A 19,197-nucleotide genomic window follows, 5' to 3' on the forward strand; every position below is an offset into this window, starting at 1 on the left:
GGGAAGTGTGTTCACATGGGTCAATTCTCAGTGACAATTTATGGGGCTACCGGGTCAGTTCTCAGTGACAATCAACAACCAAGAGCGAAGCGATACTCTCGCCAAACAACAAGCGCTATTTGACACCTCATTTGAGGCTTTTAAGAAATCGGCTGGAAGCGCCAAAAAAGACATTCACGCAAAGCAGGAAGCTATTCGAAAGTTGCATGATTTGGTGACTGATGAAACGGTCACGGGTGGATACCATAAGAGCGCAAAGGATGAAGGAAGGGCTGCAAACTTTTGGCGGATTACTTCCATCGGGTGCCTTGTGATTACGGCAGTATGGCTCGGGATCAAGATTAAGTCTGGGTTTGTCCCTTTAGCGGATGGTGGGGTGAATTGGCCCGACGTAATTTCTGCGTCTTCGCTCACAGCCATCTTTCTCTATGCAGCGGGATATACGTCCCGCCAATCGAAAATGCACCGCGACAACGAAACGTTGCTTCGGTCTTACGCACTTGAAACGCAAGCCTTGGACCCGTTCATTGCAAGCTTGGCTTCAAAGGAACAGCAGGCGATCAAAGCAGAACTGGTGCGGCGCATGTTTGGACAACAGAATGCGAAGGGCACTGTAGAGCCAACAAAGTTGGACGATGGGACAGTAAAGACATTAGTGGATAAAGTTTCGGATACCGTCAGTGATGTAGTGGGTAAGGTCGTCGATAAAGGATGATTTATGTGGGTGTAGGTTACCTACACCCTTCAACTTTCTTAGGAACAACCCTCTAACCCAAAAGGGGGTTTGAAGAATTTTTCAAAGATCGCCCGCTGGAACGCAAAGGCCGCGTCATGCACATTGCTGACAGTTGTGCGGCTTGCATTATTGGCCGATGAGGGCTCTAACCGGAACTACGCCGCGCATGGGACGGACGGCAGTATTCAGTTCAAGCGAAGCGGCTCCGTCACAAATGCGGCGGAGCCAACTATTATCAACATTTACAGCATGAGCTGGCCCCCGGCCGACGGGGGTTTCGACTGAAGTTTCAATCAAAAAATAAACCCGCCCACGCATTTGAAAGGCGGTGGCGGGTTTATAGTGGTCACAGTTGCAATCTAAGCTGGTCGAGTTGCAAACTGTTGTTGGTTTTCACAACACACACTTCATAAGGCGCATTTAATCACCCACACTTACTATGCCCGCAGCTCCCGCAGGTCATGCAGCCCTCGACCATCCGCATGTCGAACTGACCGCAAGACGGGCAGGATTTGCCGCGCGGGGCGTCGAGGCCGACGACCTTCGCCTGCGGGTCGGTCTTCAGCCCCATGCCCTCGCCCGCGATGAAGCCGGTGGCGATCATGTGGCGCTCGATCACGCCGCCGATGGCCGCGAGGATCGAGGGGATGTATTTACCCTGCATCCAAGCCCCGCCGCGCGGGTCGAAGACGGCTTTCAGTTCTTCCACCACGAAGGACACGTCACCGCCACGGCGGAACACGGCCGAGACCATGCGGGTCAGCGCCACGGTCCAGGCGAAATGCTCCATGTTCTTGGAGTTGATGAAGACCTCGAAGGGGCGACGATGGCCGTTCAGCACGATGTCGTTGATGGTGATGTAGAGCGCGTGCTCGCTATCCGGCCATTTGACCTTATAGGTGTTGCCCTCCAACTCGGCGGGGCGGTCCAGCGGGTCGGACATATAGACGATCTCGCCGCCTTCGCTGACCTGATCGGGGCTGTCGGCGGGGGCCTTGTCGCTCTTCTCGGAAGAGACGCTCAGAACCGAACCGGTCACATCGTTGGGGCGATAGGTGGTGCAGCCTTTGCAGCCCGTGTCCCACGCCTGCATGTAGACGTCCTTAAAGGCATCAAAGGAGATGTCCTCGGGGCAGTTGATGGTCTTGGAGATCGAACTGTCGATCCATTTCTGCGCCGCAGCCTGCATCTTGACGTGATCGGCGGGCGGCAGGGTCTGGGCGTTGACGAAATAGTCGGGCAGCGGTGCATCGCCCTTCAGCTCGCGCCACATCTGCACGGCGTAGTCGACGACCTCTTCCTCGGTCCGGCTGCCGTCTTTTTGCAGCACCTTGCGGGTGTAGGCATAGGCAAAGACCGGCTCGATCCCCGAGGACACGTTGCCCGCGTAGAGGCTGATCGTCCCGGTCGGCGCGATGGAGGTCAAAAGCGCGTTGCGGATACCGTGTTCGCGGATCGCTTCGCGCACGTCATCGTCCATCTGCTGCATGGTGCCGGAGGCGAGGAATTTCTCAGCATCGAACAGCGGGAAGGCCCCCTTCTCTTTCGCCAGGTCCACGCTCGCCAGATAGGAGGCGCGGGCGATGGCTTTGAGCCATGCCTCGGTCTGCGCCGCCGCCTCGTCAGAGCCGTAGCGCAAGCCGACCATCAACAGCGCATCGGCAAGGCCGGTGACGCCCAGACCGATGCGGCGCTTGTTCTGCGCCTCGGCAGCCTGCTCGGGCAGCGGGAAGTTCGACACGTCGACCACGTTGTCCATCATGCGAACGGCGGTGGCGACCAACTCGCTCATCGCGTCTTGGTCGAGATGGGCGTCGTCCGCGAAAGGCTGGGCGACCAGACGGGCAAGGTTGATCGAGCCCAGAAGGCAGGCGCCATAGGGCGGCAGGGGCTGCTCGCCACAGGGGTTGGTGGCGGCGATGGTCTCGCAATAGTTCAGGTTGTTCGCGGCGTTGATGCGGTCGATGAAGATCACGCCCGGCTCGGCGTAATCATAGGTCGCCTGCATGATCTTGTTCCACAGATCGCGCGCCTGCACGGTTTTATAGACCTTGTCGCCAAAGACGAGGTCCCAAGACCCGTCGGCCTTCACGGCCTCCATGAAGGGGTCGGTGACCAGCACGGACATGTTGAACATGCGCAGGCGCGCGGGGTCGGACTTGGCGGCGATGAAATCCTCCACATCCGGATGGTCGCAACGCATGGTCGCCATCATCGCGCCGCGGCGCGAGCCTGCGGACATGATGGTGCGGCACATGGCGTCCCAGACGTCCATGAAGGACAGCGGGCCGGAGGCATCCGCAGAGACGCCCAGCACATCCGCGCCGCGCGGGCGGATGGTGGAGAAGTCATAGCCGATTCCCCCGCCCTGCTGCATGGTGAGTGCCGCCTCCTTCAACATGTCGAAGATGCCGGACATGCTGTCGGGCACGGTGCCCATGACAAAGCAGTTGAACAGCGTCACGCGGCGCGCGGTGCCGGCGCCTGCGGTGATGCGGCCCGCGGGGAGGTATTTAAAATCCTCCAGCGCGTTGAAAAACTTGTCTTCCCAAACATCCGCCTTCGATTCGACCTGCGCGAGATCGCGGGCGATACGGCGCCATGTGTCCTCGACCGTGACGTCCTTCGGGGTGCCATCGGCCCCTTTAAAACGGTATTTCATATCCCAGATTTGTTCGGCGATCGGGGCGGTAAAGCGGGACATACAACGGTTCCTTTGAGTCGTGAGGGCGGCACGAATGCGACTTAAGAGTTGGCATCGATACAACAGGCCGGGCTGATTTCTCAACGCCGAAAATGCAGATCGGCCGGAATTTATTCTTCAGCCTACCACAATACCTTGCTAGCTCCGAAGGAGAAACTACTATATAAAGGCTCATTCTCAGGCAGCGCTCCGGGGGAACTTTTGGATAACTACATCAATCTAATCAAACTTTCGGTCGGCACCGAAGGCGTCGAAAGCCTTGCCAAATGGCAGGCGCGCAAGGACGTGCGCACGCATGACGGGCTGCCGCGCCATGTGACCCGCATGTGGCCCAAGCGCGAGGCCGAGATTCTCAACGGCGGCTCGATCTACTGGGTCATCAAGGGCGTGATCCAAGCCCGCCAGCGCATCGTCCGGCTGGAAGAGGTCACCCGCGCCGACGGCATCCGCCGCTGCGCCATCGTGCTGGACCCCGAGATCATCCGCACCCAGAACAGCCTGCGCCGGGCCTTCCAAGGCTGGCGCTACCTCAAGCCCGAGGATGCCCCGCCCGACCTGCCCGAGGGCCGCGAGGCCGAGGCGGAACTGCCCGTGGAATTGAACCGCGCGCTGGCCGAGATCGGCGTGCTCTGAGCCTCAGTCGGCGTAGAGCGCCTCGATCTGATCCCCATAGAGTTCGTAGACTTTGGCTCGGCGCACCTTCATCGTCGCGGTCACCTCGCCATCGTCGTGGTCGAGCTCCTTGCGCATCAGCCAGACCTTCTTGACCTGCTCGACTCGCGCCAGATCGCGGTTCTGCTTGGCCACCTCCGCGTCGATCAATTCCTGCACCTTGGGGTGCTCGGCGAGCGAACGGAAGGTCGTATAGGCGATCCCCTGCCCTTCGGCCCAGAGCCGGACCGTATCCATGTCGATCTGCACCAGTGCTGTCACATAGGGCCGCTTGTCGGCCACCGCGACGACCTCCTTGATGTAGGGACTGGCCTTGATGACATTCTCGATATGCGCAGGCGCGAGGTTCTTGCCCGCCGCGTTGATCATGATGTCCTTCTTGCGGTCGATCAGCGTGATCGAACCGTCGGCCTCCTCGCGGCCCACATCGCCGGTATGCAGCCAGCCGTCACGGAGCGTCTCGGCGGTGGCCTTGGGGTTCTTGTAGTACCCTTTGAAGATCGTCCCGCCCGAGAACAGCACCTCGCCATCCTCGGCGATCTTGGTGCGCACGCCGCTGACCGGAAAGCCGATGCGCCCGTTGCATTGGCCCCATGAGCGCTGGATCGTGCCCACGCCCGAGGTCTCGGACATGCCCCAAGCTTCGCGGATATTCACGCCGATCCCGCGCATGAACCCCAGAAGCTCGGCGCTGATCGGCGCGGCGGCGGAGATCGCGAAGGTAGTCCGACCGAGGCCCAGATAGCTACGGATATGGCGGTAGATCAGCGCGTCCCAGAAGGCGTGGGCCAGCCGGTCCCCGGCGCTCCACTTGTCGCGCCGGATCATGCCGCGCCGCTGCGCGCCCTTCAGCGCCATCAGCGTCATCGGCCCCTTGATGCGCCCGGCGGTCTGCGTCTGCACCAGCACGCCCGCCTGCATCTTTTCCCAGATCCGCGGCACGCCGAAGAACACCTGCGGCGCGACCTCCCGCAGGTCGAGCGTGATGGTCCGAAGGCTCTCGCCGAAGTTCATCACAAACTGCTGCGCCAGCCCGTTAATCACCGTCACCGCCTGTTCCGCGATATGGCACAGAGGCAGGTAGCTCAGCACGTCCGTCCCCGGCGGATAGGCCCCGAAAACACCGCGCGCCACGCCCACGCCGGCGTGGATGTTGCCATAGGAAATCTCTGCCGCCTTGGGCAGCCCGGTGGAGCCCGAGGTGAAGACCATCATGGCGGTGTCGTCAGGCTCAATCCCCGCCTGCCGCGCACGCAGATCATCGGCAAGATCCGCCAGCCGCGCCCGGCCCCGTTCCAGAAGCTCATCGAAGCTGATTAGCCCCAGCACGTCCTCGCCCCGCGTGCCCTTGGGGTTGAAGATCACCAACTGGCGCAGCTGCGGCACCCGGTCGCCCAATTCCTTGATCTTGTCGAGCTGTTCCTGATCCTCAATGAAGAGCACCGTGCTGTCCGAGGCGTTGATCAGATGCTCCAGCTCCGCCGCCGGGCTGGTGGGATACATGCCCACGACCACGCCCGCCGCCGCGTTGATGCCGAATTGCGCCTGCACCCATTCGCTGCGGTTCTCGCTCAGGATGCCGACGTGATCGCCTGCCTTCAGACCCAGATCGACAAGGCCTGCGGCGGCGGCCTGCATGATCTCCTGCAGCCCGGCCCAGGTGATCTCGTTCCAGATCCCGAATTCCTTTTGCCGCATCGCCACGCCGGTGGGGCGGTTCTTGGCATGGTTGTGCACCATGCGCACCAGCGGCGCGAAGTCGCCCTTGAACTCGTCGAATGCCATCACGGGCCTCCCTAGCTGAGCCAGCGTTTGCGGCGCTTGTAATGTTTCACGTCGCGGAAGGACTGCCGCGCGCCGCCCTCCTCGCCCATCCCGAGGTAGAAGGACTGGATGTCCTTGTCGCCGCGCAGCTTCTCCACATCGCCTTCCATGACGATCTGGCCGCTTTCCATGATATAGCCGTAGTCGGCGACCGAAAACGCCACCCCGGCGTTCTGCTCCACCAGCAGGATCGCGGTGCCGTCCTCTTGGTTCAGCCGCTTGATCGTGTCGAAGATCTCCGCCACCACCTTGGGCGCCAACCCCAGCGACGGCTCATCCATCAGGATGAGCTCGGGCCGCGCGATCATCGCCCGGCCAAAGGCCAGCATCTGCTGCTCCCCGCCCGACAGATAGCCCGCGATCTGCCGCCGCCGCTCCTTCAGCCGCGGGAAGAAGGCATAGACCTTGTCGTAATCCGCCTTCGCCTGCCGCCGGTCCAATGCGTATGAGGCGGCGATCAGATTGTCCTCCACCGTCATCTCGCTGAAGATCCGCCGCCCCTCACGCACGTGAAACAGCCCCTGCTGCACCAGACGGTCGGGCTGGATCGACATGATCGACTGGCCCTTGAACGAAATCCGCCCCTCGCCCACCTCGCCGTTCTCCAACGCCAGCAGGTTGCTCGCCGCCTTCAGCGTCGTGGTCTTGCCCGCGCCATTGGTGCCCAGAAGCGTGACGATCTTGCCGTCCGGCACCTCGAGCGACAGCCCGCGCAGCGCCTGCACCGTGTGGTGATAGGTCACTTCGATGTTCTCGATGGTCAGCACGCGAGGCCCTCTCTCTTTTTGGCCAAAAATACTTCGGGGGTCCGGGGGCCGCGCCCCCGAACCTGTTTCGCTTACACGGTGAACCAGTCCGATTTCGGCGTGAACAGCCCATCCTCGGGGTTATAGCCATAGACCCGGCCGGTCCCGATGGCGTTGTTCTCCATGCTCACTGGCCCGCCGAAGAAACCGCCCGAGTCCCAATCGGAAATTCCCGCCAGCTTCTCGGCGATGTTGTCGGGCGTCAGTTCGAGCCCCGCCTCGGCGGTGTCGCGGAAGGCCTTCATGGCAATCTCCAAACCGCACATGGTCTGGATCGCCCATGTCGACATGTAGTTCTCCAGAGGCGTGCCCGCGAACATCTGCTTGCTGAGTTCCGCATACTGCTGATAACGCGGCGCGTCCTCGCGGTCATAGAAATAGCGGTAGGGCATGACGCCCTCGTAGCCAGCAAGGAAGGGCCCGGCCTCGGCGGTGATCCGGTCGGCGATCAGCTTCTCCATGCCCCAGAAGGTGCCCTTGAACTTCACCGGCAGACCAAACTGCCGCGCGCCGCCGATGAGCTGCGGCCAGACGCCGGTGACATAGCCCTGCAGGATACAGTGATCCGCGCCTGACTGCGCCAGTTTGGTGACATGGGTCGGGATGTCGGCACCCTCGGCCTTGGTGCTTTCCTCCAACACGACCTCGAGGCCCAGTTCCTCGGCGGTCTTGCGGCCATGTTCGATGGGATCGCGCCCGAACTCGGTGTTGGAGAAGATGAAGGCCACCTTCTGCCCGCCCTCGTTCTTGATGTTCTGCAAAAGGATGTCGAATTGGCTCTGGTAGGTCGGGCCCGAGAGATACTGATAGGGATGGGTCGCCGGGTCGGCCAGTTCCGAGGCAAAGGAGGTCGAGCCCATGATGCGGGCGTTCTCGCCTTTGAGCTCGGGCGCGATCAGCTTCATCGCCCCGGTGCTGTCGGCGAAATAGCCGATCATGTTCTTGCCTTCCGAGGCCAGCGCGCGCTGGTAGTTGTTCAGCGCGTTCTGCGGCACATAGCCCGAATCCTCGGTGACGAAGCGGATCGGCACACCGGCCACGCCGCCCTCGTCGTTGAACAGTTTCGCGGCCATGGCGAAGGCAGGCGCGACCAATTGCCCCGCCGTGGCGAAGGGCCCGGTGAGCGGCAGCGAGGCGCCGAGCACATACTCCTTGGGCTGAGCGCGCAAGATCATCGGCGTGCCCATGGCCGCCGTCGCGGCGGCGGTGGTGGCGAGGAAGGATCGGCGGTTCATGGTCATCTGGTCTTCTCCCTGATGTGGCCTTGTGAATTCTTACCCGCGCGCAAACGGCCAACGGTTTGCGGCGCGCAGGATACGGTCAACGATCTGGTTGATGCCCAAGGATTCCTTGAGCAGGAACAACACCAGCAGCACGCCGAAGGCGATCTGCTGCAAGGGCGCGCGCAATTGCCCCGCGCCGGCGCTGTCACCGGCCAGCGCGCCAAAGAGCACTTTGATAAGTTCGGGCACCATCACCACGATGATGACCCCGAAAACCGGCCCCATCGTGCGCCCCATGCCACCGATGATCAGCGCCGCCACAAGATTCAGCGAGAGCGCCAGTTCGAACTGCTCGGGCAGGATACGGGCGTAGAAATAGGCGAAAAGCGCCCCCGCCAGCCCGCAATAGGCGGCCGAGAGGGCAAAGCTCATCAGCTTGTAGCGCAGCAGCGAGATGCCGAGGATCTCGGCCGAATAGTCCCGGTCGCGAATGGCGATGAAGGCGCGGCCCACCCGGGTGCGGATCAGGTTCTGCGCCGCCAGCAGCGAGACGAGGCCGACCACGGCGATCAGCCCGAACATCTCGCGCTTGGTATCAAGCTCCCAGCCCAGCAGGTTGGGCACGTTGGTGTTGATCCCGACCATCCCGCCGGTCCAGGGGGCAAAGAGGTCTTCTTCGATCAGGAAGATCACGATGAAATTCGCCGCCAGCGTCGCCACGGCGAGGTAGAGCCCCTTCACCCGCAGGCTCGGCAGCCCCACCAGCACGCCAACCGCCGCCGCCAGCGCCACCGCCAGCGGCACCGAGACGAAGGGCATCAGCCCCGCCGGGATCACCCCCGCCCCGAGGTTGCCGAAGATCGTCACCGCATAGGCGCCGATGGCGACGAAGGCGCCATGGCCCAGCGACACCAGACCGGTATAGCCCGTGAGGATGTTGATCCCCACCACGGCGATCAGCAGGATGCCCATCTGGCTCGCGATCAGAATGAGGTAATCGTTGCCGAACAGCGTGAACAGGACAAGCGCAAGGATCGAGCCGTAGACAAAGGCCTGTTTGTAGCGGTTGTTCAGCACCCGCTCGTCGGCGGCATAGCTGGACTTCAGGTTGGCGTTGATCATATCCGCTCGACCTCCTTCTGCCCCATCAGCCCGTGCGGGCGCCAGATCAGCACCACAAGCACGGTGACATAAGGCACGATTTCGGCCCAGCCGCCGCCCATCTGCCACTGGGTCATCGCTTCGAGCACGCCCACGACCATCGCCGCGATCAGCACGCCGACGTAGCTATCAAGCCCGCCCATCAGAACGATCGCCAGCACCGAGAAACCAAAAAGACCGAGGCTCGGCGAAATGCCGTTGCGCGTGGCGAGGATCGCGCCCGCGATGGCCCCGGTGGTGCTGGCCAGAACCCAGGCGCGGGAAAAGACTTTGGGCACCGAGATGCCCATGGAATAGGCGGTGGATTGGTCCTCGGCCGTGGCGCGGATGGCGATGCCGCCCTTGGTGAACTTCACGAAGGCGACGATGCCACCAAACAGCAGCAGCGCCACCACCATGTTCACCAAATCGGTGCCGAAGAGGAAGATCATGGTGCCGAACAGTTCGAACCGGATCGGCATGTTAGGCGCGATATAGGGCACGCTTGCGGCATCCGCCGTCCAGATCAACTGGGCCGCGCCCGACAGGATTGAGATTAGACCGACCGTCACCATGATCATGGCAAAGATCGACTGCCCCATCAGCGGGCGCATCAGCACCCGCTCGATCACCCGACCGAGGATCGCGTTGCAGACCAGCGCCCCAGCCAGCCCCAAGAGGATGCGCGGCAGGTTCGCCACCCAGTCGAGCACCGCCGCCACGGGCGAGAACATCGGCAAATCACCCCGCATCTCGACCATCCAGCCGGGCTGCCACGAGGCCAGCCAGCCGGGCGCCCAAGGCTGGCCGGGGACGATCACGGCGAAGGTGAAATAGAAATAGGCCCCGAACATGATCAGGTAGCCATGGGCGAAATTCACCACCTTGGTGGCCTTGTAGACGCTCACGATGCCCACGGCGATCAGCGCGTAGATCGCCCCGGCCATCAGCCCGTTGATCGCGAATTGCACGAACTGCCCCATCAAAGCGCCTCCCTGTCCTTACCCTCGGAATTTTTCAAAAATTCCGGCCCGATTTCTTTGAAAGAAATCGTCATGCCGCGGCCCCCAAATAGGCTTCGATCACCGCCGGGTTGTTCGAGACCTCCTCGGGCGAGCCGCTGGCGATCTGCTGACCGAAGTTCAGCACAACGATGCGGCTACAGATGTCCATCACCATGTGCATGTCATGTTCCACCAGCAGGATCGTGGTGCCGAACTGTTCCTGCACATCGAGGATGAAACGTGCCATGTCGGCGGTCTCCTCGCGGTTCATGCCCGCCACTGGCTCGTCCAGCAGCAGCACGCGCGGGCGCATCGCCAATGCGCGGCCCAGTTCGACCCGCTTTTGCAGACCGTAGGGCAGCATGGTAATGGGGTATTTGCGGATGTGGTCGATCTCGAGAAAATCGATCACCTGCTCTTCGATCTCGCGCCGCAGCTCCAGCTCGGCCTTCTGCGCCGCACCGAAATAGCGCAGCGCCTGCCAGACATTGGTTTTGAGCCGCGTGTGGCCGCCAAGTTTGATATTGTCGAGCACGGTCATGCCGCGAAACAGCGCGATGTTCTGAAAGGTCCGTGCGAGGCCAAGGCCCGCGCGCTTGTCGGGGCTGAGCGTGGTGATATCCTCTCCGTCAAAGGACACGCTGCCCCGGTCGGGCCTGTAAAACCCTGAAATCGCATTGAAAAGTGAGGTTTTGCCCGCGCCGTTGGGGCCGATCACCCCGGTGATCTCTCCGGCCTTGGCTTCGAAATTCACCCCCTGCAGCGCCTTGATGCCGCCAAAGGACAGATGCAAATCCTCAACCCTCAGCAATCGCCCACTCCCATGCGGCGACGGCTGCGGCCCCCCGCAAGGGGCGCGTGACATCCGATCATCGACGGATCCTCCCTATGTCCCGACCCCTGCCCCTTTTGGCGGTGCTTGTGGTATCGGCCTGTTGACCCTTTCACCCTATCCGAAGCGCGGCATCTCGCAAGTCTTTCGATAAGACGCGCGGCAAAGCGCCCCCGCGCCGGGAGCGGCTCGGAAGGTGCAATGCCATGGAAGGGAAGGGAAAAACCCGGGGCTGTGACGCTACGTCAGGTCAGCTGTGCGATCAGGGTTTTCAGCGCTTTGCGGCTGTGATCCTCTAGGGGCGCCATGCGCGAGCGCCAGAGCGTGGCCTGCGATTGCAGGATCAGCCCGTCGCTGAGGATCTTCAGGTGATTGGCGCGCAGGGTCTCCCCGCTGGAAGTGATATCGGCGATGGCCTCCGCGGTCTCGTTCAGCACCGTGCCCTCGGTCGCGCCTTGGCTGTCGACCAGCGCGTAGTCGGCCACGCCATGGGTGCGCAGGAATTCCCGTACCAGCCGGTGATACTTGGTGGCAATGCGCAGACGGAAGCCATGTTCGGCGCGGAAGGCGGCGGCGGCGGCGTCGAGATCGTCCAGCGTGTCGACATCGACCCAAGCCTGCGGCACGGCTATGATCAGGTCGGCATGGCCGAAGTTCAACTCTTCCAGCGGCTCGACCAGTTGATCCCAAAGCGCCAGCTTCTCTTGCACCAGATCGGTGCCGGTGACGCCCAGATGGATCCGCCCTGCCGAGAGTTCGCGCGGGATTTCACCCGCCGAAAGCAGCACGAGCGAGACATCCTCGATCCCCTCGACCTTGCCCGCATATTCGCGGTCGGACCCGGTGCGTTGCAGGCTGACGCCGCGCGCGCCGAACCATTCAAAGGTCTTCTCCATCAGCCGCCCCTTGGACGGCACACCCAGTTTCAGCGTCATTGCCCGGCCTCCAGTTCCAGCATCAGGCCGGGGCGCATCACACCGCCAACCGCCGGGATTTCATCGCCCTGCCCCAGTCGCCGGGTCAGCGCGTCATAGCGCCCGCCAGAGGCGATGCTCGGCAGATCGGGCCGCGAGGCGGCGCGGAAGGCAAAGACGAAACCGTCGTAATATTCCATCGAAGACCGGCCATGGCTGGCCTCGAAGAGCAGCGCGTCGGTGTCGATCCCGCGGGCGCGCATCGCATCGGCGCGGGCCGCGACACGGGCCACGGCATCGCCGATGGCGGGCATGTCGACAGCCAGATCGCGCAGACGGCTCAGCGCATTGGGCAGGGTTTCCCGCACCTCCAACAGCGCCTCGAAAAGGTCGACCTGCTGTGCAGAGATCGGCGGCGTCTGCGCATCCTCGCGCAGGGCCGCAACGCGGGCTTCAATTTCGGCGCGGGAGCGCAGCCCCACCATCGGCGCGTCGCATGTCACCTCGGTCTCGGCCAGCAACGCCTTGCGCCCCGCGGGCACCGGGCTGCGCCCGGCATAACGGTCAAGCAGCGCGCGAAAACGGCGCGGGCGCCAGATGTGACGCATCAACGCCTGTTTGCGCGCGGGGGATGTGCCCAGCCCCTGCACCGCCGCCATCAGCACGCCAATATCCCCGGTGACCGGGCGCACCGAAAGGCCCTGCATCGCCTCGGCAATCAGGGCGAAAACCTCGGCATCCGCCGCCGCCGGATCGGCACGGTCGAAGACCTCGAAACCCACCTGAATGTATTCGTTGGCGCGGTTCGGGTCATGTTCCTGACGGCGGAAAACCTCGCCTGAATAGGTATAGCGCGCGGGCTCGGCCCCATGGGCCATATGCATCTGCACTACGGGCACGGTGAAATCGGGGCGCAGCATCTGCTCCCCGCGCAGCGCGTCCGAGGTGACATAGGCCCGGGCGCGGATATCCTCCCCATAGAGATCCAGCAGCGTGTCCGCCGGTTGCAAGATCGGCGGCTCGACCAGAACGGCGCCCTGCCCCTCGAAAATCGCGCGCAGGGAGGCCGCGCGCGCCAGCGTTTCGGAACGTGTGGGCATCAGCTTGTCCGATCCAGAATATCGCGCACCGCTTTGATCAGATCGCCGCGCGGCACCTCATATTGGTTGGGGCGCTCTTTCCACTCGTCATGGCTGGCCTCTTGCGCCAGTTGCGCGCCCAGCACCATGTCCTTGATCTGCACCACGCCGCGGTCCTTCTCGTCACCGCCTTCGATGACGACCACGGGGCTTTGCCGCTTGTCGGCGTATTTCATCTGGTTGCCGAAGTTCTTCGGGTTGCCCAGATAAACCTCCGCCCGGATGCCCGCCTGCCGCAGCTCGGCCACCATGGCCTGATAATCGGCCATGCGGTCGCGGTCCATCACGGTGACGACGACGGGGCCTGTCGCTTCGGCCTCAAGCCGCCCTTTGGCGGCCAGCGCGGCGAGAAGACGGTCAACACCGATGGAGACGCCAGTCGCTGGCACTTCCTGCCCGGTGAAACGCTTCACCAGATCGTCGTAGCGTCCGCCGCCGGCGACCGAGCCGAAGTTCCGCGCGCGGCCCTTCTCGTCTTTGATCTCGAAGGTCAGTTCGGCCTCGAAGACCGGGCCGGTGTAATAGCCAAGGCCGCGCACGACCGAGGGGTCGATCTCCACCCGGTCGGGGCCATAGCGACCCGCTGCCAACAGGTCCGAGATAAGCTGCAACTCATCCACGCCCTGCACGCCGACCTCGGAGCCTGCCACCAAGTCGCGCAGCCGCGCCACGGTCTCGGCCCCGGTCTCGCGCTTGGCCTGCATGAATCCCATCACGACATCGGCCTGCGCCTCGCCCAGCCCCGCGCCCTTGGTGAAATCGCCACTGTCGTCCTTGCGGCCCTCACCCAAAAGCGCGCGCACACCGTCGGGCCCCAGCCGGTCGAGCTTGTCGATGGCGCGCAGCACGATGCCGCGCTCGGCTTCCTTGTCGTCGCCCGAAAGCCCGGCCACTTCGAGCACGCCGTTCAGCACCTTGCGGTTGTTCACCCGCACCACATAGTCGCCGCGCGCGATGCCCACTTCCTCAAGGCAGTCGGCCAGCATGGCGCAGATCTCGGCATCGGCCGCGACCGAGGGCGCGCCGACGGTATCAGCGTCGCACTGGTAGAACTGCCGAAACCGCCCCGGCCCGGGCTTCTCGTTGCGCCAGACCGGGCCCATGGCGTAGCGCCGATACGGCATCGGCAACTCGTTGCGGTGCTGGGCATAGACCCGCGCCAAGGGCGCGGTCAGGTCATAGCGCAGCGCCAGCCAGTCACCGGGCTTGTCGCCCTCGGCATCCTCTTGCCACGCAAAGACGCCCTCGTTCGGGCGGTCCACGTCGGGAAGGAACTTGCCAAGCGCCTCGACAGTCTCCACGCCCGAGCTTTCCAGCGCGTCGAAACCATAGCGGTGATAGACGGCGGCGATCTTGTTCAGCATCTCGGCCCGATGGGTCACCTCGGTCCCGAAATAATCGCGGAACCCTTTCGGGGTTTGCGCCTTGGGACGGGGGGTTTTCTTGGGCTTTGCCATGGCAAGGATCCTCGGTGCATCAATTGGCCTCGCGTCTAGCCCAAGCCCCCCGCAAGAGCAAGCAACGCGGCATCCCGCCCCTGTCCCGCGCCGCCGGTCCGTGCTAGATCGCGCAAAAAGGATGCGCGCCATGACTGACCAAAGCCCTGATCACACCCCAGACCAAACCGCCGAGCATATCAGCCGCCTTGAAGAGCAGATCGCCCATCTGACCCGCGCGGTCGACGATATGTCAGAGATTGTCACCCGTCAGGAGGCCGAGATCGTCACTCTCAACCGCCGCGTCCATATGCTGATGCAGCGCGAAGGAGAGCGGGACGCTTCGGGCGGCGGCGCGGTGCTTTTGGGCGATGAGCGCCCCCCGCATTACTGAGCGGCAGCGCCGCGCACCCGTCAATTGGCTGATTTCATTGCCACGGCGGCGACGGCCCCGTCATGCACCAGCAATTCGGACCAGCGCGCGGTCTGCCCCAAACGCTCATAGGCGCTGACGAAAAAGGTGGTCTTGTCGAGTTTGCCGATCTGCCGCCCGCAGGGTTTCCCGCGCCCCGCACCGCAGACGCGGGCCTTGATCGCCTCATAGGCCGCGTCGGTCTCGGCGGTGGGCAGGTTCTCTCCCCCCGGGCCATAGTGCAGTTGCTCGTAGACCGTGGGCGTGCCGAATAGCACATTGGCCGCCGTCAACTGACGCGCGCAATCGTCCGCAAAGCCGGTGATGTAGAAGCTGCGCGCCCCGGCACTGCCGGGCTGCGAATCGAACAACCGGTAGCCCCGCGCCGAAGGTTCCTCGACCAGTTGCCCCAATTCGCTCAACTCCAGATCGCAGACGCGGGCCACCTCGCCAAACGGCAGGACGGTGCCGAATGAAACCTCGGAGACCTGCGGGTTCGGCGCTGAGGGAGCCATGGCGCAGGCGGAGAGCAACGTCCCCATAATCAAAAGGCCGATGCGTCGTTTCATGCTCTGCTCCCCATAGCTTGGCAGGCAGGTAGCGCAGCCACCCGCCGCCGTCCACTGGATGCGGCAACGCGGGAGGCCGCCGAGGCGGCGGAGGTCAGATTTCCTCGACCTCCATCACCCCGTCGAGCGAGCGGATCGCGCCCTTGATCTGCGGTGTCACCGGGAATTCGCGCCCCAGATCGACCTCGACCTCACCGGGCAGGCTGGGATCCATCAGGCAGAATTGCACCGGCCCCTTGCCCGCCGCCTTCACCGCCTGCCGCGCCCCGGCAAGCACATCGGCCACCGATTGGATCGCCCCCGGCCCGTCGATGAAGACCCGCAGCCCCATGCTGCCCGCATCCGCCACCGCCGCGTCGATCGGCCCGATGCCGCGGGCCAAGAGCTTCAACTGGTCGCTTTCCATCGTGGCCTCCACGGTGACGACGACCTTGGAGCCGACCTCCAGATGATCGCGCGAGGCTTCGAGCACGTCGGAGAAGATCGTCACCTCGTAGCCGCCCGTGGGGTCCGAGAGTTGCGCAAAGGCAAAGCGGTTGCCCCGCGCCGACTTGCGCTCCTGACGGCCCGCCACGACGCCCGCGAGCCGCGCGTTCATCGCGCCGCGGGTGCTGACCTTCTCGTTGAGCTCATCAAGCGTGAGGAAAGGCAGACCGGTCTCCCGCGCCCATTTGCGCTTCAGAGGCGGCATGTAGTCGTCCAGCGGATGGCCCGAGAGGTAGAAGCCCACGGCCTTGAACTCCTCGGCCAGACGCTCCGCCGACTGCCAGTCGTCGCAGGGCAGCATCCGCGGCTCGGGCAGGTCGTCGCCCGCCTCGCCAAACAGCGAGACCTGATTGCTGGCCTTCTGCTCGTGGATCGCAGCCGAGTAGCTCACCAACCCGTCGAGCGATTGGAACACCCGCCGCCGGTTGCTGTCGAGCTGGTCGAACGCGCCAGAGCGCACCAGCATCTCCAGCGGGCGCTTGCCCACGCGCTTGAGGTCCACGCGCCGGGCGAGGTCGAAGAGCGTCGCAAAGGGCTTGTCGACGCCATCCACCTTGCGCCCCTCGGTCACCAGCCGCATCGCCTCCAGCCCGACGTTCTTCAACGCGCCCAGCGCATAGACCAGCGCGCCGTCGACCACTTTGAAAGTGGCATCAGAGCGGTTCACGCAGGGCGGCACCCAAGGCAGTTCGAGATGTTTGCGCACCTCCTCGAAATAGATCGCCAGCTTGTCGGTAAGGTGGATATCGCAGTTCATCACCCCGGCCATGAACTCGACGGGGTGGTTCGCCTTCAGCCATGCGGTCTGGTAGCTGACCACCGCATAGGCCGCGGCGTGGGACTTGTTGAAACCGTAGTTGGCGAATTTCTCCAGAAGGTCGAAGACCTCCGCCGCCTTCTTCTTATCGACGCCATTGGCCATCGCGCCTTTTTCGAACTTGGGACGTTCCTTGGCCATCTCCTCGGCGATCTTTTTACCCATGGCGCGGCGCAACAGGTCAGCGCCGCCGAGCGAATAGCCCGCCATGACCTGCGCGATCTGCATCACCTGTTCCTGATAAACGATGATGCCTTGGGTCTCTTCAAGGATGTAGTCGATGCTGGGATGCACCGATTCCAACTCGCGCTTGCCGTTCTTGACCTCGCAATAGACCGGGATGTTCTCCATCGGGCCGGGACGGTAGAGCGCCACGAGGGCGACGATATCCTCGATACAGGTCGGTTTCATGCGCTTGAGCGCATCCATCATGCCGCTGGATTCCACCTGAAAGACCGCGACGGTCTTGGCGCTGGAATAGAGATCGTAGGTCGCCTTGTCGTCGAGCGGGAGGGTGGCCACGTCGTCGACATGGCCCTCGGGCGGCTCGTAGATCTGGCGCCCGTCCGCGGCGATATGCAGATGCCGCCCGCCCGCCTTGATCTGGTCGAGCGCGTTTTGAATGACGGTCAGGGTCTTCAGACCCAGAAAGTCGAACTTCACCAGCCCGGCCTGTTCGACCCATTTCATGTTGAACTGCGTCGCCGGCATGTCCGAGCGCGGGTCCTGATAAAGCGGCACCAGATGATCCAGAGGCCGGTCGCCGATCACCACGCCCGCCGCGTGGGTCGAGGCGTTGCGCAAAAGCCCCTCGACCTGCTGGCCGTAAGTCAGCAAACGGTCGACGACCTCCTCGTTCTTGGCCTCCTCGCGCAGTCGTGGCTCGTCCGCCAGCGCCTTCTCGATGGAGACGGGTTTCACCCCCTCCACCGGGATCATCTTCGAGAGGCGATCCACCTGTCCGTAGGGCATCTGCAGGACGCGCCCGATGTCGCGCACCGCCGCCTTCGACAAGAGCGCACCGAAGGTGATGATCTGCCCCACCTTGTCGCGGCCGTATTTCTCCTGCACGTAGCGGATCACCTCCTCGCGGCGGTCCATGCAGAAGTCGATGTCGAAGTCGGGCATGGAGACCCGCTCGGGGTTGAGGAAGCGCTCGAAGAGCAGCGAATAGCGCAGCGGGTCGAGGTCGGTGATCGTGAGCGCATAGGCCACCAGCGACCCCGCGCCGGAGCCCCGCCCCGGCCCGACCGGGATGTCGTTGTCCTTGGCCCATTGGATGAAGTCGGCCACGATCAGGAAGTAGCCCGGGAACCCCATGCCTTCGATGATGCCCAGTTCGAAATCGAGCCGTTTTTGGTATTCCTCCACGCTCACCGCATGGGGGATCACCGCCAGACGCGCTTGCAGGCCTTCATTGGCCATGCGGCGCAGCTCGGCGACCTCATCGTCGGCGAACTTGGGCAGGATCGGATCGCGGCGGTAGGCCATGAAGGCGCAGCGCTTGGCAATTTCGACGGTATTGCTCAGCGCCTCGGGCAGGTCGGCAAAGAGGGTCGCCATCTCGGCCTGCGACTTAAAGTAATGCTGCGCGGTCAGACGGCGGCGCGGCTGGCTCTGGTCGACATAGGCGCCCTCGGCGATGCAGATCAGCGCGTCATGGGCCTCATACATGTCCGGCTTGGGGAAATAGACGTCGTTGGTCGCCACCAGCGGGATGTCCATCGCATAGGCCATCTCGACAAAGCCGCGCTCGGTCAGGCGCTCGGACTCGGGCTGGCCGCCGTCCTCCGGATGGCGCTGCAACTCGACGTAAAGCCGGTCGCCGAAGGCGCGGTGCAGCCGCGCCATCAATGCTTCCGCCGCCGGGCGCTGACCGCCCTGCAACAGCATCCCCACCGGCCCCGAAGGCCCGCCGGTGAGACAGATGAGATCGGCGCTCAGCGCCTCGAGTTCCGCCAGCGTTACCTCCGCCGCCGCCCCACCCTTGTCGAGATAGAGACAAGAGTTGAGCTTCATCAGGTTCTCGTAGCCCAATTCACTCTGCGCCAGCAGCACCACCGGCGCGGGCGGGCGCGGCTTCTCGCCCGGTTGGACCTCGACATAGGCGACATCGACCTGACAGCCGATGATCGGCTGCACGCCCGCCCCGGCCATGGCGACGGAGAATTCCAGCGCGGCGAACATATTGTTGGTATCGGTCAGCGCCAGCGCGGGCATTTCCGCGTCACGGCACATGCCGGGCAGCTTTTTCAGCCGCAGCGCGCCTTCCAGCAGGGAATACTCGGAATGGCTGCGCAGGTGAATGAATCGGGGAGCATCTGACATGGGCGCAAACTATGCCAGCCGCCTGCCCGGCACCAGCGTCGGATGCCGCGGTGCTGCATTTTTCGCCCAAGGTATTTTTTCTTGCCAAAACGCCCCCCGCCCCGCTAGCCTGACCTCTACCTCGCCCGCGCCCGGTTCTACGCCGCATCGAACCC

General features: G+C 63.5%; 15 protein-coding genes. 3 read left to right on the forward strand and 12 right to left on the reverse strand.

The window, feature by feature from the left end; genetic code table 11:
- Positions 1-64: 64 nt before the first annotated feature.
- Positions 65-715 (forward strand): hypothetical protein, encoded by a 651-nt coding sequence (locus ACGYK2_RS16295; RefSeq protein WP_394374347.1) that lies wholly within the window; start codon positions 65-67, stop codon positions 713-715.
- Between the two features lie 445 nt (positions 716-1,160).
- Here the strand turns inward: ACGYK2_RS16295 and ACGYK2_RS16300 are convergent, their stop codons facing one another.
- Entirely contained in the window at positions 1,161-3,440 is a 2,280-nt protein-coding gene (locus ACGYK2_RS16300; RefSeq protein ID WP_271689108.1) for an adenosylcobalamin-dependent ribonucleoside-diphosphate reductase, read from the reverse strand.
- Between the two features lie 201 nt (positions 3,441-3,641).
- Between ACGYK2_RS16300 and ACGYK2_RS16305 the strand changes: the two genes are divergently transcribed.
- Positions 3,642-4,073, forward strand: coding sequence for a DUF1489 family protein (locus ACGYK2_RS16305; protein ID WP_209217204.1), 432 nt, complete (start codon positions 3,642-3,644; stop codon positions 4,071-4,073).
- Between the two features lie 3 nt (positions 4,074-4,076).
- Here the strand turns inward: ACGYK2_RS16305 and ACGYK2_RS16310 are convergent, their stop codons facing one another.
- The 9 genes from ACGYK2_RS16310 to hisS all read right to left on the reverse strand — a co-directional run bounded on the left by ACGYK2_RS16310 (position 4,077) and on the right by hisS (position 14,451).
- Positions 4,077-5,897, reverse strand: a complete 1,821-nt coding sequence (locus ACGYK2_RS16310) for a long-chain fatty acid--CoA ligase (RefSeq protein ID WP_271689107.1) — start codon at positions 5,895-5,897, stop codon at positions 4,077-4,079.
- 11 nt (positions 5,898-5,908) lie between these two features.
- Positions 5,909-6,703: an ABC transporter ATP-binding protein gene (locus ACGYK2_RS16315; protein WP_271689106.1), complete on the reverse strand. Its 795-nt coding sequence runs from the start codon at positions 6,701-6,703 to the stop codon at positions 5,909-5,911.
- Positions 6,704-6,774: 71 nt separating this feature from the next.
- Entirely contained in the window at positions 6,775-7,983 is a 1,209-nt protein-coding gene (locus tag ACGYK2_RS16320; RefSeq protein ID WP_271689105.1) for an ABC transporter substrate-binding protein, read from the reverse strand.
- A 33-nt stretch (positions 7,984-8,016) separates the two neighbouring features.
- Positions 8,017-9,087 (reverse strand): branched-chain amino acid ABC transporter permease, encoded by a 1,071-nt coding sequence (locus tag ACGYK2_RS16325; protein ID WP_271689103.1) that lies wholly within the window; start codon positions 9,085-9,087, stop codon positions 8,017-8,019.
- A complete protein-coding gene (locus ACGYK2_RS16330) occupies positions 9,084-10,088 on the reverse strand; it encodes a branched-chain amino acid ABC transporter permease (RefSeq protein WP_271689102.1) in 1,005 nt (334 codons plus the stop codon). Before ACGYK2_RS16330 ends, ACGYK2_RS16325 begins: the two co-directional genes overlap by 4 nt.
- Positions 10,089-10,158: 70 nt before the next feature.
- A complete protein-coding gene (locus ACGYK2_RS16335; protein ID WP_271689101.1) occupies positions 10,159-10,974 on the reverse strand; it encodes an ABC transporter ATP-binding protein in 816 nt (271 codons plus the stop codon).
- 212 nt (positions 10,975-11,186) lie between these two features.
- The gene (gene hisG, locus ACGYK2_RS16340; protein ID WP_067624598.1) at positions 11,187-11,876 is read right to left on the reverse strand and encodes an ATP phosphoribosyltransferase; all 690 of its coding nucleotides are present in this window, start codon (positions 11,874-11,876) and stop codon (positions 11,187-11,189) included.
- On the reverse strand, positions 11,873-12,955 hold the full coding sequence (locus ACGYK2_RS16345; RefSeq protein WP_271689100.1) for an ATP phosphoribosyltransferase regulatory subunit: 1,083 nt from the start codon (positions 12,953-12,955) through the stop codon (positions 11,873-11,875). The genes hisG and ACGYK2_RS16345 overlap by 4 nt, the downstream gene beginning before the upstream one ends.
- Positions 12,955-14,451 carry a histidine--tRNA ligase gene (hisS, locus tag ACGYK2_RS16350; RefSeq protein WP_271689099.1) on the reverse strand — a complete coding sequence of 499 codons (1,497 nt, stop codon included), beginning with the start codon at positions 14,449-14,451 and terminating at the stop codon, positions 12,955-12,957. Before hisS ends, ACGYK2_RS16345 begins: the two co-directional genes overlap by 1 nt.
- 178 nt (positions 14,452-14,629) lie before the next feature.
- On the opposite strand from hisS, the gene ACGYK2_RS16355 reads away from it, so the two are divergent.
- The gene (locus ACGYK2_RS16355) at positions 14,630-14,824 is read left to right on the forward strand and encodes a SlyX family protein (RefSeq protein ID WP_082851915.1); all 195 of its coding nucleotides are present in this window, start codon (positions 14,630-14,632) and stop codon (positions 14,822-14,824) included.
- Positions 14,825-14,844: 20 nt separating this feature from the next.
- On the opposite strand, the gene ACGYK2_RS16360 is transcribed toward ACGYK2_RS16355, so the two are convergent.
- Both ACGYK2_RS16360 and dnaE read right to left on the reverse strand, forming a co-directional pair.
- A complete protein-coding gene (locus ACGYK2_RS16360; protein ID WP_271689098.1) occupies positions 14,845-15,411 on the reverse strand; it encodes a hypothetical protein in 567 nt (188 codons plus the stop codon).
- Between the two features lie 94 nt (positions 15,412-15,505).
- Complete coding sequence (gene dnaE / locus ACGYK2_RS16365; protein ID WP_271689097.1) at positions 15,506-19,042, reverse strand: DNA polymerase III subunit alpha; 3,537 nt, start codon at positions 19,040-19,042, stop codon at positions 15,506-15,508.
- Positions 19,043-19,197 lie beyond the last annotated feature (155 nt).

The organism is Sulfitobacter sp. 1A10359 (assembly GCF_043558145.1).
Taxonomy (GTDB): domain Bacteria; phylum Pseudomonadota; class Alphaproteobacteria; order Rhodobacterales; family Rhodobacteraceae; genus Sulfitobacter; species Sulfitobacter faviae.